Raw genomic sequence first — 17,580 nt, 5'->3', positions numbered from 1 at the left:
TTAAGTATGAGTACCGATTACGACAGTAAGGTTAAACCTGTCGGTAAGCTGTCACCAAAGATACGCTTCATTACCGTTTCATCAGACGTTTGTACTTCCCGTACTAATTCTACCCAAGATCCCGATAATTTATTCTGTGTTAATTTTGCTATCACAGCCTCCCTTACCTTATCTTGCACGTCCATTTCTCTGTCACCGGTCTTTCTCGCGATCATGACGGCTGCAAAGGCAACGTGCGGTTCTTTCTGCCAATTAGCGTCAAGTAACGTATTCAGCCATGTTTCAACGATATGACGTGGAATAACATTATGCTGGCTACCATAAAAAGCCACGCGAGATGCGATACGGCCTAATGCCCACCAATGTAATTGCTGGTTTTGTGGTTTGTTTAATTTAGCCAATAAGTATTCACCAAATTCAACTTTCAGTGCCACTGGAATGTGCTCTAGTGACGCTGCAAGTCGGATAATATCATCATAACTGCGTAGTTTAGCTTGATTGATAATTTTAGCGTTTTTATTACTGTCTTCAACAAAATAGATTGAAATTGTTTCGTATATTTCGATCTGTTGCTGTTCATTCAGGCCACCAGCGATACGGCGCCATAGGTTCCACCAATCACTCCATGACTGTGTTGATTTATTGTATTGGATCGCCGATTTAAATAGCGGCCAAATTTGTTCAATACGCCAATCATCAGCAGGGTAACCAAAACCAGGACGAAGCAGGAAGCTGGTTAGTTTTAACCAATTACGTTCATGCTGTTCGGTGCGACGACGGTTTTTAGCAAATTGTAAACAAGGCGCTGCAAGCTCTCGTAATAAATCAGTATCCCAAGTATCACGTTTGCCCAGGCGTTTATCCAGATCGTTACGCAGTGATTTAACTAATTTAGGATCACTCTTTTTACTACTCGCTCCATATACAGCTTCAATTAATTGAATTGCATCGGGTAGGTTAGGGTGGCGCTGTTTAATATCATTGATATTCTTGCTGTCATCATTAGATTGTTTTTTTGCTAAACTTGGACGCACAGAGAACTCTAATGCCCAACGTTGTTTACTGTTGGTTTCGCTCACACATTCTAACTGTAAGGTACCAATACTGCTTAGCTTGCAAGACAGGTAAACAGACTCAAAACGTTTATGGTCTTTATGTTCAGGGATGGTTACCACAAAAGGTGGTAACGGGGTTTTACCTTTAAGCTCTGTTGCAAATTCGGTTTCAATAATGTCACCGGGTTTGAAATTACTTTCATGACTGGTGGTTGCAAGATTAAACCGAATTGGTTCACCGATCGTTAACGAGAATAAACGGCTATCTAGATTGATAACTTGTTCTTCTTCTGTGCCTTTAGGTAATAGACAAATAGATTGCGATTTTCCTGAGCGATCTGTTATTTCAATGAAGTAGTTACGTGGACTACCACCGCCAATTTTTTTTTGCTTACCCAGCTTAGCAAAGCCAAATTCAACGGCGCCATAAGCAACGGACAGATCAGGATTACCATTGTGCAGCATCTGAACTTTTTGTTGCTTCCAACCGGACAATACTTTTTCGATTTGCAGTTTTACTTGTTGGCTATTAAAAATGCCACCATTAACAAGTATTGCCGCTGGGACGACAGCAGGGTCGTAATCGTCTGTTGCGTCTACATCGTAATAAGTATGAATGAATTCAGCAATGTGTTTTGAAATAGCGGGATCTGACGTATAAGGTAAACCAAATTCTACAACCGCATTTTTTCTGTGTGTTGGTAATTGGTTAAAGCTGCTGTTTGGTAAGAAACCATTAAACACCATGTCGATAACTTCATTTTTTGTCAGTTCACACTTTTTCGATTGAGCTATCAGTTTTGAACCACGACCAAGTAATGTAATTGATGTGGTACTTGGCGGTTGTTCTGATAAAAACAGTTCTTTAGCTTGGCGCGTTTGCTGGATCAACTGGCCTAATGCCGCAGATTGTAAACGCTGATCAGGTGATATTCTTGATTCAACAACATGCGCTAACGCTAAATCGATGTTATCACCACCGAGCATTAAGTGGTCACCAACAGCGACACGGTTTAAATTTAATTCCCCGTGTTCTAATGACATTTCGATTAAGCTTAAATCTGTTGTACCGCCACCTATATCACAAACAAGCATGGTTTTATCTTGTTCGATCAAATCAGTTTTAGCTTGTTTATTACGGTGATACCAATCGTAACAAACAGCTTGTGGCTCTTCTAATAAGGTGACCTTAGTTAAGCCAACAAGATCTGCAGCAGCGAGTGTTAAAGCGCGAGCTGTGTCGTTAAATGAGGCTGGTACTGTGAGGGTAATGTTCTGATCGGCAAGTAAGTGCTCGGGATTGTGATAATTCCAAGCTGCCTGAAAATGAGCAAGGTAACTGGCACTGGCAATAACAGGCGATACTTTTTCAATATTATCTTCAACCGCCCAAGGTAAAATTGCAGCTTGGGCATCGATACTTGGGTGGGATAACCAACTTTTGGCACTCGATACTAAGCGCCCTTTGGTTTTAGTACCTAAATCTCTCGCCCATTGGCCGACAATGACATTATTGATTTCACCATCAAATCGCGTTGACTGCCAAGGTAACACACAATCTGTTGGGGCGATTTCATAGTCATTAAAGTGATAGCGGAATGAAGGGAGCATGGGTTTTCTTGAAACTTCGCCAGGACCAATTAATTGGTCAACGAGAAATACAGACGCACTAGATTGATAATCATCGATACTTTTGTAAGAAAGAACACTGTGGGTGGTGCCAAGATCGATGCCAATTACATATTGCGCTGTTTTGGAAACAGGTGAGGGCATTAAAAACTCCATATAATAAAACTCAGGGCTAAGTGCCCTGAGTTAAGTACATATTCATAAATTTAATATTTATTGGCGAACAGTTAGTTCAATTTCCCAAGTTTCATCACTATCATTTGCAATAGCTTCAACTTTCAGTGTACCTACTTCAGTCACAGTGACAGACAGTGATACTGGCACAACATCACCACTATTACGGTTAGCAGAGTCAAGCGTCACTTCGATGTCTGGTAGTTGTTCAAGATCATCTGGTTGCCAGAAATCAAGATGGGTACCAACAACGTCTTCACGGCGTACTGTTGAACCGAAGAATTTGAATTTAACCGGTTGACCAACAACTAAACCAAATAGATGCGTTGATACGTTGAAGTTAGTGCCTTCTTCAAGACCAAATGGGGCGATACAGACAGCTTCCAGTGGCGCTTCAAATCCTGGAATTGCTGGCATTGAGCTCTCAACACCGACATAGTATGCACTAGCGAGGCCGCCTTTAATTCGTACGCCTTTACCTTGTTTCGCATAACCGTGATAACAAGCACCATTAGCAACAGCAAGGTCTAGATCAATACCTGTTAGTAGTTTTGCTTCTTGCTCAACGTCAGCTTCAATCAACCAGTCGTTAATAATCCCGATTAACTTAGCACTGATAGCATCAGACTTAAACACGCCGCCATTAAACAATACCGCTGTTGGTTTAATGAAGTCACCGGCATCCGACGCGATAGCATCGTGCTGTTTATTCAAGAAATGGGCGATGTGTTTAGTGATCGCAGCATCTTGGGCATACGGCAAGCCAATCTGTGTTAATGCAGTACGGGTATTTTGTTGTGGCATCTCGGTCACTGCAGTCGCAGGGAAGAAACCATCTAAAATAATTTGTTTAACTTCATCGCGCGTTAGCTCTGTTTGCATTGTGCCTGCAATCAACTTAGACCCACGACTTGGAATAACAATTGGCATTGAATCAACGTCACTGTCTGATAACAGTTGTTCTTTGGCATCACGACATGCATGGGTGATGGCTTGAATTTGCCAAGGTTGTAATTGCTTACCTTCTTGCATTAATTTCATTTTTAGACGATACGCAAGCGCAAGATCCATATTGTCACCGCCAAGTAGGATATGCTCACCTACTGCAACGCGTGACAATGTCAAATTACCTTCTAATTCTTCAACAGAAATTAATGATAAATCGGTTGTACCACCACCTATGTCTACCACAAGGATGGTATCACCTACATTAACTTGGTCACGCCATTCATCACCACAGGCTTGTAACCAGCTATATACTGCCGCTTGTGGTTCTTCAAGTAGATTTAAATGCTTAAGGTTTAAATCTTGCGCCGCTTGAGCCGTTAAGTTACGTGCTGCAGGGTCAAACGATGCTGGGATGGTGATTGTTACATCTTGTTCTGAGATTGGTGCATCTGGGTGTGCATAGTTCCAAGCTTCAGCTAAGTGGCTTAAATACTGACTCGTTGCTGTGACGGGTGAGATTTTTTCAACTTCATCAGGGCTTGAGAAAGGTAAGATCGCATCATGTGGACTTACTGTGGCATGGCTTAACCAGCTTTTAGCACTAGAAACTAAACGGATAGGCGTTTTAAGGCCAAGGTTACGTGCCACATCACCAACAAGCGCAGTATTCTCGCTATTCCAAGGTAATGGCGTTTGATCTTTACTGATCTCATCTTCGTGTGCTTGATAGACAAAAGAAGGCAGTTGATATTTCTCAGTGACAGAACCGGGTGCCGATAGCTGCGGGATTGCAAATAGTTGCTTGGCTACTTGATCACCTTCTTGCTCTAAATCGATATATGATAATACGCAGTGTGTAGTACCTAAATCGATACCAATACTGTATTTTACCGCTATTTCGCTCATAGTTATGTCGCTCATAGTTCCACCTCTGCTGCAGCAACGATATTGGCGTTGTGGCCTTGTGCTAGTTTAGGTAGGTTAACGTTAGTTATTTTCCAGCCCGCGTGTACTAAGATACCACGGTAAGGCGCTGAGCCTAATACGTTACCAATTAGCTTAACTTCTGATGGATTAAAGCCTTCAGCAACGATCACTTGGCTTTCTTCTTCTTCACTACGGATTGCTGTGAAGCTAAAGTATTCATTGATTACTTTTTTGCTACCAGTATGAATAATACGTGCCGCGGCGCCGATTTGTTCATCAGTAGCGCCGGTTAGGTCTTCTTGGATAAAGTCGACGAAACGCGCTTCATTTTGTAATAAAGATAAAAGCTGACAAGCGGCTGCAGGACTAGCTTCTTGTAATGGTGCTTTGATTTCGACAATCTTTTCCACTTCAACGATTTTCTCAACGTCGACGTGTTTGATCACCTCTACAATTTTTTCAACCTCCACTTTAACTTCTACTTCTTTTTCAACAATCTTTTCTATTTCAATTGTTTTTTTACCACCTCTAACGAGTGTAATTAATAGCAGAATGAGGGTAAGAGCGAATAATGCAATATGCGCTGCATCAGGGCCAGTCGGTAGTTCAGAGATATTTGTAAGGTCGAAGTCCATATATTTTACTCAAGTTTGTATAAATTAATATTATCGGCGATTTTACCATAGTTATTAATGCTACGGCGTATAATGTGATTTTTTAGCTTATTTAGCCTGTAGTTAGGAACAAATGATTCGTACTTAGGAACAAAGAATAGCCATTTTAGCGGGAATAATTAGAAACGTATTTTTAAGCTTAGTGGTTTTTTAAAATAAATAAAAAAAAGCCCATTACAAATCCATGTAATGAGCTTAGGGAAATTGGTAACGCTGTAATATTAAATATAGTAAATTATTTACGTATATCAAATTCGCGTTATATTATTGTGCGCACTTAGTCGGTAAATAAGTTGTTATCACGCACTAGATCACGTGGGTAGTTATTTTTTAAACGTTGATTTACGCGTTTACCTAAACCCAGCACACTGCCTTCAAGCAGTACAACAAGCTCACCTTGTAGCGCATCTAGATCATCAATCTCGATATCAGAGAAGCTAATATCACGACCCATGATGTACTGTTTTGCTTGTTCAATGTTCAGTGATACCGTGTTTTTATCGCATTGATGACCAAAAGTACGCGCCCATTCATGTTGCGCTCGGAAGCCTTTCTTGAATTTCTCCGCTATTTTGATACCGATACGATCGAATTTAAATTTGCCAATGAAAGCAGGGAACTCTTTCGGGAACAACCAGATCTCACTATCACGATGATAGAACACGCCACTTTCAAATTCAAAGCTAAATGCATCACGGAAATAATCACGAATGGCGTCATTTTCGTCACGGCTAACAGGGCTGAATGGAAAGATTAAACGTTTTTTCTTTTTAATTGGACGTAAACCCTGCGATTCTTTTTTAGTGAACTTAGCAACAAAGAAACCTTCACTATCATAAATCTGTGGCCAAACGTGTAAGAAACCTTCCGCGGTTAGACTATCATTCGCAGTTGGGAATAAATCGTTTAGCGGAATAACTTCGGCATGGTCTGGATAAAGGTCGAGTAAATGCTGACAAACGGCTTGGTTTTCAGTCGTGTTTAATGTGCAGGTCGAATAGATTAACGTGCCACCGGGTTTTAATGCTTTAAATGCGCTGTCAATTAACTCTTTCTGAATGTCGGCAATGTCATTAATACTTTTTAACGACCAATTAAGCATGGCTTTGTCGTCTTTGCGGATCGCGCCTTCACCAGAACAGGGCGCATCAAGTAATACCGCATCAAACATTTCAGGTAACCAAGTGCCAAATACATTGGCGTCATAGTGGCTAAGAGCGATGTTTTTAATGCCGCAACGCTGAATATTCGCACTGAGGACTTTCAAACGGCTTGATGACAGCTCATTAGCAACGATGAAGTTGTTGTTATGACATAATGCGGCAATTTGGCTGGTCTTCGAACCTGGTGCTGATGCGCAATCAAGAATCGTGTCATATTGCGCTGCAACATCTGTTACTTGTGCTTTGAACAAGGCAGTAACAGGTAACATCGAGCTTGCTTCTTGAATGTAGAATAAGCCCGCGATGTGTTCCCAGCTATTACCTAATTTAGTCTCAGTGTTTTCTTGTTCTAACCAAAACCCTTCTAAACACCAAGGGATAGGGGTTAATAACCACTGTTTTGTTTTCGCTAACTGTTGAAATTCTTCAACAGAGATTTTCAGTGTATTAACACGAACACTGGTTTTTAATGGTGTTTTACAACAAGCAATAAAGTCATCCATAGATAGATGTTCGGGGATAATGTTACCCATTAATGTGAGGTAATCTTCAGGCAGTTTTATATTGGAATGCACTTTATAAGCTCAATTGAAAAATTAAAGGAGCATTTTATCATATACCCCAGCTACTTCAAGGTTGGGATTGGTGAAGTAGCTGGGGTGGACGGTTTACTTCGCTGGTTTATCTATCTTAGTATTCCATTTAAGCCAGTCAGGATTAACTTCTTGGGCTAAATTGAATTGCGTAAAGGGTGCGGCTAATTGGCTGCTGTTCGTTGAGTGGCTACTTGACTGCGGTGTTGCAAACGCAATACCACCAGCTAAAATCGTTTTTAATGATTCAGCTTTTAGTGTTGCGCCGGTTAGACCGATATCAACATTAAATCCAGATACAGCCCAAAACTGGCTATTATTACGTACTAAGTGCTGGAACTTAGGCTCGATGTTAAGTGTGATCAGTACTGTATCACTTTGCGGTGATAACTCTGAATGGGTGACTGAGCCGACTTCGAGCTGACGGAAATAGACCGGTGTTCCGGCAGTTAAGCCCATTAACCGCTGGCTAATGACAGTGACGGACAAACCTACATTCTCAGCGGCGATTTCAGGTGCCCCGTTTAGGACTTTAAAGCGATTGACTTTGTTGCCTTGGCCTTTCGTTACATTGATATAAGCACCTGAAAGTAGAGTGTTAGCGTTTTTAATGCCGTCTAGACCCACTTCAATCCTTTCTAACCAGTACTGACTACCTTGTTGCACGAAGTATTCTGCATAATCAGTTTCTAATTTCGCCGTTGCTTCGATATAACCTTGTGCTACTTTGAGTTTGATAGCGCTAATCTCACCAACCTTAATACCCTTGTGCTTAATCTCGGTACCGACATGAATGTCAGTCCCTGAGGTAAAGGTTAATGTTACTGTTGGGCGGTTATCAGTTGCGGCGGCAAAGCTACGGAATAATTTATAATGGCTGGCTTTAGATTTAGCTAAGCTAACTTTGTTGTTATTCACAGGTTTTATATTATCGAAGTTAATACCACCTGCGGCAATAGTCAGTAATGATTCGGTTCGTACTTTTAAATTACTCAAGCTACCAGAGATATCAATACCGGATACATCCCAAAATACACTGTTACTGTTAATTAAGTGTGCATACTGACTAAAAATATCTAAGGTGATAATAATATGCTCATTGTCAGCCGCCAAACGGAAATCTGCTACTGAACCAACGGCGAGTTTACGGTAATAAACCGGCGCACCATTGGCAATGACGTGACTAGGTTTACTCAAGAGGGTAATGGTCTTATTGGTTTTAAACGCATTACTGCCTAATTTTGCCAGCGCCAGAGAAGGGTAGAGTTGATATTGCTGATGACGACTTTTTGATTTAAATACCTTGTCATTAACCAGTTCGATACCACCACTGATCAATGCCGCAATCGGTGATGACTTGATATTAAGACCAGATACACTTGCATCTACAGACACTCCACTGATATTAATAAAACGTGTCGAGCGTTTAAGTAAATGGGCATAATCTTGGTAGATGTTAACGTTTAAATCGATGCGGTTGGTTTTAGTATTAAACGTCACGCGGCTGATGTGACCAACTGGGTAGTTTTTGTAATAGATTTTATTGCCTACTGCTAACCCGTTTGCATCATTAGCCGAAATAGCAATCTGCTGGTGTGGAATAAGATCATCGACGTTCGATACTAAATCAAATGTTGTTTGTGGTTCACCTTGACCGGGAGTGAAGAGAATGTAATTACCGGTGACAAGATTAGCCACATTTTTAGTCTCAGAAACAGAGAGTGTCGCTTTTTCAACCCAGAATTGGGTGCCTGTACGTAATAACTCAACAACGTCAGGGTCAACGTCGGCAAATGCTTTTGCCGTTGTTTGTTGTGTGTCAGGCTCAATAGATTGGGTGATGACATGGGTTACTTCACCGACCTGTTGACCGTTTAAGTAGATGTTGTTACCAATTTTAATGTCATTGGAGTTACTTAAATTAAATTCAATCTGCACCGCGCGCTCAGCATCGCTGATACTGCTATAAAGTGTATAGGCTTGGTTATCTTGTACTTGAATACCGTCAGCGGGTGAATCAAATGCCAATGCACCACTGATAATAGCTGTAAGGCTCTCTGTTTCGATTTTGACACCATCAAAACCAAACTCGGCATTGATACCACTGGCATTCCAAAAACGTGAGTTGTCTTTGACTAGATAGCTATATTGTTGATTGATTACGGCTTCAATTAATATATTGTCTGTTTCTTTATCTAGTTTAAAACTGTGCACTTGACCAACGGGGATCTTTTTATAAAAAATCTCTGAGCCAGGGCGAACGGAAGCGAGTTTATCTGCTGTTAACCGTACGATCAAACCTTGATCATCGGGTAAGTTATTCGGCGCGGTTTGTACCGCATCAAACTCAATACTGTATTCGCCATCGCCGGGTGCTAAGTCGATATAATTACCCGTAACCAGTGCATCAAGACCAGAAATTCCAGCAATTGATGCTTTCGGCGCGACTAACCAAAACTGCGTGTTTTCACGTAATATTGGTTCTGCTTTACTGTCGACTTCTGCTGTGACATAGACACTTTTAAGATCGTCATCTAAGGCAATTTTTTTCACCTTACCGACGACCAAACCTTGATACTTGATCAGGGTTTTTCCTTCAACAATACCGTTGGCATTGGAAAAATGAATACGAAATTCAATACCGGCTTGGGCAATGCTTTGATACATGAGGTAGAGCCCAAGCAAGATTGCGACAATCGGTAATAGCCAGATAGGCGACATCACATTCGGTTTATGTAATACCGGTTCAGGGGCATTACAATTTTCAGGCATTTCTGGTTCGTTATTTTCTTTCATTTTTATGGTTTAAATCCCAAATTAAACGTGTATCAAAACTTTCAGCAGCTAAGATTGTTAATACAACAACCAAACCAAAGCAAGTTGCTCCATATCCAGGATCAACTGAGAGTAAATTACCTCGGTTGATCACCGCGACCATAATCGATATAACAAACAAATCCATAATGGACCATTTACCGATCCAATGAATTGCATTAAATAATAATAACTTCCGTTTTGGGGGAATAAATATCTTATTTTGAACGGATAACAAAATAAGTATTAGCCCTATTATTTTAAATAAAGGGACTAGAATAGAAGCAACAAAAATAATGATCGCTATGCCCAGATCGTTACTTTTTGCAAGGGCGATGGTACCTGACATAATAGTGTCCGGCGTCGCCTTGCCTGTGCTTGTTAATGTGCTTATAGGTAAGAAGTTTGCCGGTATCATCATGAATGCCGCGGCAAGCAAGTAAGCCCATGTTTTTTGGATACTACTCGGAATACGAAAATGGACTTGGGTAAAGCAACGAGGACAACGTTGGCGTTTAGTATCCTCTTTAACGCTGATGAGTAGATTACACTCATGGCACTGGGCTATCTGATTTTCTTTAGCGTTTTGCATTTTTTTCCATTTTTTGCCAGAAGATTTCAAGATTTAACCTATACATGATAAGGCTAGAGACGAACATCAGAGAAACAAAACTGAGTAAACCAAATTGTAATTCGATATCTGCAATGTCTGAAAGTTTAAACACCGCGATTAAAAAGCTAACGAGGTAAACTTCTAACATACTCCATTCGGTAAAAAATTTAACGAGCTTGAGTAATAGGATAAGTTGCGGTGTATTACGTTTGGTCAGCAATAATAAGCAAGCTTGAGCGAGGCAAGATAAAAATAGAAAGGGCGCTATGAAGCTACAAAAAATAACCAATAGGCCAACGAAATAAAACTTTTTTTCAAATAATGCCCAAGCACCTTGAATCAGTGTTGCAGATTCTTCGACACCTAACATGGTGATGGTAAACATGGGGAATAGATTGGCGATAACAACAAGTATGAGGCCTGTTATTGAAAGTGCCAATATACTACTAATAGAAAAATCATTGTTTTTATAGAGTAAAGTATTACAGCGTGGGCAGTGTGCATGTCTATTTTTTGCTATAGGTACGTGTTCGACAATAAGGTCGCATTTTTTACACACGTTAATATTTGACATTCAGCCCCGCTAATTACTCATTATTTATGTTTGTAGATATGCTCTATATTATTCATTAAATGTAGCACGTTTCATAATGCGTTCATTAATAGCATTGTTTTATTGTAAATATCAACATTATCACAGATTTATGCCTCATGATTATATAAACAATATGATAATTCTGTTTTACGGGGCAGAATCAAGCATATTTATGAGTAGTGACTTGAATTAATAACGAATACTAAATACACTGTCATAATATACAGTGTATTTAGGGGATTGGTTCATGGCCGTAATAGTAAAGTATGTAGTTGAACGAAATGGTGTGGAAAAAATGACGTCTACAAGTAAAAAAGAAGCTGATGCATATGACAAGATGTTAGATGTTGCCGAAGGTCTTACCGACTTTATCAGTACATCATCTCTTGAAATCGATGATCGCCTTACGGAAGAGTTAGCATTATACCTGGCACAAAATAGCACATCGTTACAGCACATTTTAAAAGGCGGTAAGTTAAAAGAGCCAGAAGAGAAAGAACAAAAGGCACCTAAAGCTAAAAAGGCGTCAAAAACCACGGCAGAAAAAGAAGCCGCTTAATCTTTCAAACGGTTAATTATTGTTTGTGAAAGCATAAAAAATCGCCGGAATAGTTATTTTTTAACACCTTTTTGGGTTATGACGGCGGATTAAAGATAGCATTTAATTGCAATCGCTCTATAATAGCGATAAATTTTATACATGCGATATAACAAGATTACGTTTTGTTATATCTGAACAATTAGAAGTAATTTAAGGTCATTCATGGAAAACATTGAAAAGCTAAAAAATAGCAAAGAAGTTATCGCTTATTTGGTAGAAATATTCCCAAAATGTTTCACTGCAAAAGGCGAAGCTAAACCGCTAAAAATTGGCATTTTTCAAGATCTGGCTGAGCGTCTAAAAGAAGACTCTAAAGTTAGTAAAACATTGTTACGTACGGCACTTCGTCAGTATACTGCAAGCTGGCGTTACCTTCACGGCGCTAAAAAAGATGCTGTACGAGTTGACTTAGATGGCAACGAAGCAGGTGTTTTAGATGCAGAGCATATCGAGCATGCACAAAAAACACTTGAAGAAAGCAAAACTAAATTCTTCGCTGAACGTAATAAGAAAAATGCAGAACAGAAGGCTAAAGCTGAAAAGGACAAGCCTGCTGTTAAAAGAGCACCTAAAAAAGTAGTGAAAAAATCTGCACCTAAAGTAGATTCAAAACCTACAATTAAAGTTGAACGCCCAGTAAATGAAGCGGAACTTAAATCAGGCCAAGCTGTCAAAGTTGTAATTGGTAAAGCACCGGTACAAGCAACTATCGTTGAAGTATCTAAAGATGGTGTTCAAGTTCAATTACTATCAGGACTTTCTCTAAAAGTAAAAAGAGAGCACCTTTTTGTATAAAGCAATAAGAGTGTTCTGAATTTTTAGTAGTCGAGTGTCAGTTAAATATATGAAAATTAGCTGATACTTGACTATTATTAATTTAGCGTTACTTATTCTCAAAAGGATTTTTAATGAAAAAAGTTTTAAAAAGAACTTTTATCAGTGCTTCGGTACTATTAGCCACACATGCATATGCATTTGAACCTGCTATTTCAATTCAAGAACTCCCCACATTAAAGCAAGAAGCTCAGCATTCTGAAGCAAGTAAACGTCTCGTAAACCTATTCACACGCTCTCACTATAAATCAGTCGATTTTGATGACACTTTTGCTGTTGAAGTTTTCGATCGTTATTTAAAACACCTTGATGCCTATCGCACAATTTTCTTACAGAGTGATATAGATAGCTTTAATAAATACGCGCTTTCATTTAAGAATGATTTTCGTCAAGGCCGTCTTGCACCTGCTTATGATATTTATACTGTCGGTTTACAACGTCGTTATGAACGCTTTGCCTATGCATTAACCTTGCTTGACACTGAAATTAAATTCGACGCCGATGACGAGTACTATTTCGACACATCTGAATCAGAGTGGGCGAAAACGACAGCACAACTGGATGAGTTATGGCGTCAAAAAGTTAAGTATGAAGCACTTAATTTAAAATTAACCGGTAAAGACTGGCCTGAGATAAAGAAATTACTGCATAAGCGTTACGATACTGCTATCAAACGTTTGAAACAGACACAAAGTGAAGATGTTTTCCAAACATTGATGAACTCGTATGCACGTAGTATTGAGCCACACACTTCTTATTTATCCCCACGTAACGCCGACCGTTTCAAAACAGAAATGAACCTGTCACTGGAAGGTATTGGCGCGGTATTACAAACGATTGATGATTATACCGTTATTCGTTCGTTAGTTTCTGGTGGACCTGCTGATTCAACCAAACAATTAAAAGCTGAAGATAAAATCGTTGGTGTTGCCCAAGATGACAAGACCATCGTTGATATTGTAGGCTGGCGCTTAGATGACGTCGTGGACAAAATTAAAGGCCCTAAAGGTACTAAAGTTCGTCTTGAAATCGTACGCGGCGAAGGTGCAAGTGAAAAGCACAAAATTGTCGAAATCATTCGTGACAAAGTACGTTTAGAAGATCGCGCAGCAAAATCGAAAGTTATCGATGTTGACGGTGAGAAGGTTGGTGTTATCGAGATCCCAAGCTTCTACGATGGTTTAACTAAAAATGTACTGACTGAATTAACCAAGTTAAAAGAAGACAAGGTTAGCTCTATTATTGTCGACTTACGCGATAATGGTGGCGGTGCACTAAAAGAAGCAAACCTACTTTCAGGTATCTTTTTTGATTCTGGCCCGACAGTGCAAGTGCGTGATGCTCGCAATAAAGTGAATGTACTTGAAGACCGTGATGGCAAAACTTACTACGACGGCCCGCTTGTGGTATTAGTTAACCGTTATAGTGCGTCGGCATCAGAGATTTTTGCTGCCGCATTACAAGATTATGGTCGTGCATTAGTCGTTGGTGAACAAACATTTGGTAAAGGTACTGTGCAACAGCACAGAACACTCGCGCGTTTGTATGACCTCTATGACAAGCCAATTGGCAGCGTACAATATACTATTTCAAAATTCTACCGCATTAATGGTGGCAGTACCCAACTACATGGTGTATTACCAGACATTGCTTTTCCGTCTGCTGTAAAACCAGAAGATACGGGTGAGTCAATTGAAGATAATGCGTTAGATTGGGATCAGATCCGTAAAGCAAGTTATCAACAATCACTGGCTTTACAAGCAAGTGTTAGTTCGCTAACGGAAGGTCATAACAAGCGCGTTGCAATTAATCCTGAATTTAGTTATATCCAAGAAGATATTATTAAATATAAACAGGAACTTGATAGTAAAACAATTTCTTTAAAAGAGTCTGTGCGTATTAAAGAGCGTGAAGAAAACGAAGTACTTCGTTTGAAACGTTTAAATGAACGCTTAGTTCGTAAGGAATTACCAGAGGTAAAATCATTTGATGATAAACCTGAGGACTTTGAGTTTGACGATGCCTTCCTATTAGAAGCCGCGAATATTGCGATTGACTTAAGTAAATCAAGCTAAACCACTTCTATTTCTACCTCAAGTGCAGCAGGATGCTGCACTTTTTTTTCTTTATTTTACGTCTCTATCCGTCGATAGATTAGGATTATAAATGACCGTTAAGCCTAATGCTAAGCATTTAAAAGACTACACAGCCCCAAATTATTTCATTGATAATATCGATCTCGACTTTGATCTTGATGATAGCAAAACTAAAGTAGTTGCTATCAATAAAGTTCGCCGTAGTGGTAGCCATAACGATCCGCTTATCTTAGATGGCGTTGATCTTACCTTGCTAGCAGTATCTATTGATGGTCATCCAATTGATAATTACTTGGTGAAAGATAATCAGCTTATCATTTCTGATTTACCGTCTGAATGTGTACTGATCATTGAGACAGAAGTAAACCCACTGGAAAATACCAGTTTAGAAGGGTTATATAAATCAGCCGACGCTTTCTGTACGCAATGTGAATCTGAAGGTTTCCGAAAAATTACCTATTATCTTGACCGCCCGGATGTACTTGCTGTTTTTAGTACCAAGATCACAGCTGATAAAGCGGCTTTTCCATATCTTTTATCTAACGGTAACTGTGTCGATAGTGGCGAACTCGAGAGTGGTCGTCACTGGGTGCAATGGCGTGACCCATACCCGAAACCAGCCTATTTATTTGCACTTGTTGCTGGTGACTTTGATGTATTAAGAGATAAGTATATTACGACGTCAGGTCGCGATGTAAAATTAGAACTATTTGTTGATAAAGGTAATTTATCTCGTGGACATCATGCGATTGAATCACTGAAAAAATCAATGAAGTGGGATGAAGACCGTTTCGGTTTAGAATACGATCTTGATGTTTACATGATAGTGGCTGTTGATTTCTTCAATATGGGCGCAATGGAAAATAAAGGCCTAAATGTATTCAATTCTAAATACGTATTAGCGGATGCGGCTAGTGCGACAGATGTTGATTATCTCGGCATTGAAGCGGTTATTGGTCATGAATATTTCCATAATTGGACAGGTAATCGAATTACTTGTCGCGATTGGTTCCAGTTAAGTTTGAAAGAAGGTCTAACGGTATTCCGCGATCAAGAATTCAGCTCTGATCTTGGTTCGCGTGCCGTGAATCGTATTCAAAACGTGAAAGTGTTACGTTCTGCGCAATTTCCTGAAGATGCTGGTCCAATGGCGCACCCAATCCGTCCGGCTTCTGTTATCGAAATGAATAACTTCTATACCGCGACGGTTTATAATAAAGGTGCTGAAGTTATCCGTATGATCCACACGTTATTAGGTGAAGCTAATTTCCGTGCTGGTATGGATTTATACTTTAAGCGTCATGATGGTCAAGCTGTTACCTGCGATGATTTTGTTGCATCAATGCAAGATGCCTCAGGTGTTGATCTTACCTTGTTTAAGCATTGGTATTCACAATCAGGTACACCACAAGTAACCGTTACTGATCATTACAATGCCGAAACTCAAACGTATACTTTATCAATCCAGCAGCATACACCAAGTACAGCGGATCAAAAAGTTAAGCAGGTATTACATATCCCAGTTGATATTGAATTACTTGACGAGCAGGGTAATAATATCGCGTTAACCTATGCGGGAAAACCTGTTCACCATGTGTTGAACCTGACTGAAAAACAACAAGACTTTGTATTTGACAATGTAACGTCAGCACCCGTACCGAGTTTATTCAGAGAATTTTCTGCACCGGTTAAGCTTAATTATGCTTATACCAATGAGCAACTTGCGATGCTGATGGTCTATGCAACGAATGATTTTGCCCGTTGGGATGCTTCGCAGTTATTAATTAATAAACACGTGGTTGAAAATGTTGCCCGTCTTGGTGATAAGCAGGCGCTTGAGTTACCGGCTGTATTTGGCCAGGCATTCCGTGACTTAGTTGCCAATGATCAGCTTGATCCTGCGTTAAAAGCAGAGATGCTACAGTTCCCATCAACGAATAGCTTAATGGGCTTGTTTACTGAAGTGAATGTTGATGCATTGTTAACTGTTACCGGTTTTATTAAGGCGCAGATTGCGGCTAATGTTGCGACGACATGTGCGGCTATTTATGCTGCTATGCCACAACGAAAATACCAAGTAGAGCACGATCATATCGCCATGCGTTCATTAAAGAATGTATGCCTAGAATATATCGCGTTAGAGAATGTAACTGATGTTAATGAGTTGGTATTGGCGCAATTCGAGCAGTCAGATAATATGACTGATACCATGGGGGCAATCAGTGCGGCAAATAAAGCGCAGTTACCTTGCCTTAAAACGATGATGTCTGCATTTGAATCGACTTGGTCGCATGACGGTTTAGTGATGGACAAATGGTTTGTGCAAATTGGTCTTAGCCCGAGTGAAAATTGTCTAGCTGTAGTTAAAGAAACCCTGAACCATGACAGTTTTTCTTTAGTTAATCCGAATAGAACACGTTCATTAATAGGTAGTTTTTCTGCACTCAATACCAAAGCCTTCCATGCGATTGACGGCAGTGGTTATGTTTTCTTAACGGATATTCTATGTCAGTTAAACAGCAGTAACCCGCAAGTTGCTTCGCGATTAATCACACCGCTTATTGAATTTAAGAAATTTGATCCCGTTCGCCAAGGCTTAATGAAAGCACAATTGATTATATTAAGTAATATTGATGCTTTAGCAGCCGATTTGTTTGAAAAGATTGATCGTGCTTTAGCGTAATCGCACTTCAAAATAACAAATTTAACATTTAGTTAAACGCTTGTTTTATAAAAAATGGGTATATCGACCGATTTTGGCGTCATATACCCACCTTTAGTAATTTCTCAATGTTTTATTCTTAAAAACTTCCATTTATCTTTCTATCTTGTTGCCTTTGTAGCATTTTTATTACAATTATTAA

General features: G+C 39.7%; 11 protein-coding genes. 4 read left to right on the top strand and 7 right to left on the bottom strand.

The window, feature by feature from the left end; translation table 11 throughout:
- Positions 1-17 precede the first annotated feature (17 nt).
- The 7 genes from CXF93_RS11075 to CXF93_RS11045 form a co-directional block, all read right to left on the bottom strand.
- The gene (locus tag CXF93_RS11075; protein ID WP_101062576.1) at positions 18-2,828 is read right to left on the bottom strand and encodes an Hsp70 family protein; all 2,811 of its coding nucleotides are present in this window, start codon (positions 2,826-2,828) and stop codon (positions 18-20) included.
- Between the two features lie 69 nt (positions 2,829-2,897).
- Positions 2,898-4,727 (bottom strand): Hsp70 family protein, encoded by a 1,830-nt coding sequence (locus CXF93_RS11070; RefSeq protein ID WP_198551646.1) that lies wholly within the window; start codon positions 4,725-4,727, stop codon positions 2,898-2,900.
- Positions 4,724-5,368 carry a DUF2760 domain-containing protein gene (locus CXF93_RS11065; protein ID WP_101062575.1) on the bottom strand — a complete coding sequence of 215 codons (645 nt, stop codon included), beginning with the start codon at positions 5,366-5,368 and terminating at the stop codon, positions 4,724-4,726. Before CXF93_RS11065 ends, CXF93_RS11070 begins: the two co-directional genes overlap by 4 nt.
- 316 nt (positions 5,369-5,684) lie before the next feature.
- The gene (gene rsmF, locus CXF93_RS11060) at positions 5,685-7,145 is read right to left on the bottom strand and encodes a 16S rRNA (cytosine(1407)-C(5))-methyltransferase RsmF (RefSeq protein WP_101062574.1); all 1,461 of its coding nucleotides are present in this window, start codon (positions 7,143-7,145) and stop codon (positions 5,685-5,687) included.
- Between the two features lie 93 nt (positions 7,146-7,238).
- Positions 7,239-9,959 carry a PqiB family protein gene (locus CXF93_RS11055; RefSeq protein ID WP_101062573.1) on the bottom strand — a complete coding sequence of 907 codons (2,721 nt, stop codon included), beginning with the start codon at positions 9,957-9,959 and terminating at the stop codon, positions 7,239-7,241.
- A complete protein-coding gene (locus tag CXF93_RS11050) occupies positions 9,946-10,569 on the bottom strand; it encodes a paraquat-inducible protein A (RefSeq protein WP_101062572.1) in 624 nt (207 codons plus the stop codon). Before CXF93_RS11050 ends, CXF93_RS11055 begins: the two co-directional genes overlap by 14 nt.
- Positions 10,556-11,164, bottom strand: a complete 609-nt coding sequence (locus CXF93_RS11045; protein ID WP_101062571.1) for a paraquat-inducible protein A — start codon at positions 11,162-11,164, stop codon at positions 10,556-10,558. The genes CXF93_RS11050 and CXF93_RS11045 overlap by 14 nt, the downstream gene beginning before the upstream one ends.
- Before the next feature lie 268 nt (positions 11,165-11,432).
- Here CXF93_RS11045 and CXF93_RS11040 point away from each other — a divergent pair, with 268 nt between their 5' ends.
- The 4 genes from CXF93_RS11040 (at position 11,433) to pepN (ending at position 17,399) form a co-directional block, all read left to right on the top strand.
- Positions 11,433-11,744: a YebG family protein gene (locus tag CXF93_RS11040; RefSeq protein ID WP_101062570.1), complete on the top strand. Its 312-nt coding sequence runs from the start codon at positions 11,433-11,435 to the stop codon at positions 11,742-11,744.
- A 204-nt stretch (positions 11,745-11,948) separates the two neighbouring features.
- Positions 11,949-12,581 (top strand): RNA chaperone ProQ, encoded by a 633-nt coding sequence (gene proQ / locus CXF93_RS11035; RefSeq protein ID WP_101062569.1) that lies wholly within the window; start codon positions 11,949-11,951, stop codon positions 12,579-12,581.
- Positions 12,582-12,694: 113 nt separating this feature from the next.
- The gene (prc, locus tag CXF93_RS11030) at positions 12,695-14,695 is read left to right on the top strand and encodes a carboxy terminal-processing peptidase (protein ID WP_101062568.1); all 2,001 of its coding nucleotides are present in this window, start codon (positions 12,695-12,697) and stop codon (positions 14,693-14,695) included.
- Between the two features lie 91 nt (positions 14,696-14,786).
- A complete protein-coding gene (pepN, locus tag CXF93_RS11025; RefSeq protein WP_101062567.1) occupies positions 14,787-17,399 on the top strand; it encodes an aminopeptidase N in 2,613 nt (870 codons plus the stop codon).
- Positions 17,400-17,580 lie beyond the last annotated feature (181 nt).

It is taken from the genome of Moritella sp. Urea-trap-13, from assembly GCF_002836355.1.
Classification (GTDB): domain Bacteria; phylum Pseudomonadota; class Gammaproteobacteria; order Enterobacterales; family Moritellaceae; genus Moritella.
This window is presented reverse-complemented; position numbering and strand designations above follow the sequence as displayed.

Bases quoted from the DNA above. Each gene is read 5' to 3' on its own strand.
- CXF93_RS11075 (WP_101062576.1), bottom strand. From the start codon at position 2,828: ATGCCCTCACCTGTTTCCAAAACAGCGCAATATGTAATTGGCATCGAT.
- CXF93_RS11070 (WP_198551646.1), bottom strand. From the start codon at position 4,727: ATGAGCGACATAACTATGAGCGAAATAGCGGTAAAATACAGTATTGGT.
- CXF93_RS11065 (WP_101062575.1), bottom strand. From the start codon at position 5,368: ATGGACTTCGACCTTACAAATATCTCTGAACTACCGACTGGCCCTGAT.
- CXF93_RS11055 (WP_101062573.1), bottom strand. From the start codon at position 9,959: ATGAAAGAAAATAACGAACCAGAAATGCCTGAAAATTGTAATGCCCCT.
- CXF93_RS11050 (WP_101062572.1), bottom strand. From the start codon at position 10,569: ATGCAAAACGCTAAAGAAAATCAGATAGCCCAGTGCCATGAGTGTAAT.
- CXF93_RS11045 (WP_101062571.1), bottom strand. From the start codon at position 11,164: ATGTCAAATATTAACGTGTGTAAAAAATGCGACCTTATTGTCGAACAC.
- CXF93_RS11040 (WP_101062570.1), top strand. From the start codon at position 11,433: ATGGCCGTAATAGTAAAGTATGTAGTTGAACGAAATGGTGTGGAAAAA.
- proQ (WP_101062569.1), top strand. From the start codon at position 11,949: ATGGAAAACATTGAAAAGCTAAAAAATAGCAAAGAAGTTATCGCTTAT.
- prc (WP_101062568.1), top strand. From the start codon at position 12,695: ATGAAAAAAGTTTTAAAAAGAACTTTTATCAGTGCTTCGGTACTATTA.
- pepN (WP_101062567.1), top strand. From the start codon at position 14,787: ATGACCGTTAAGCCTAATGCTAAGCATTTAAAAGACTACACAGCCCCA.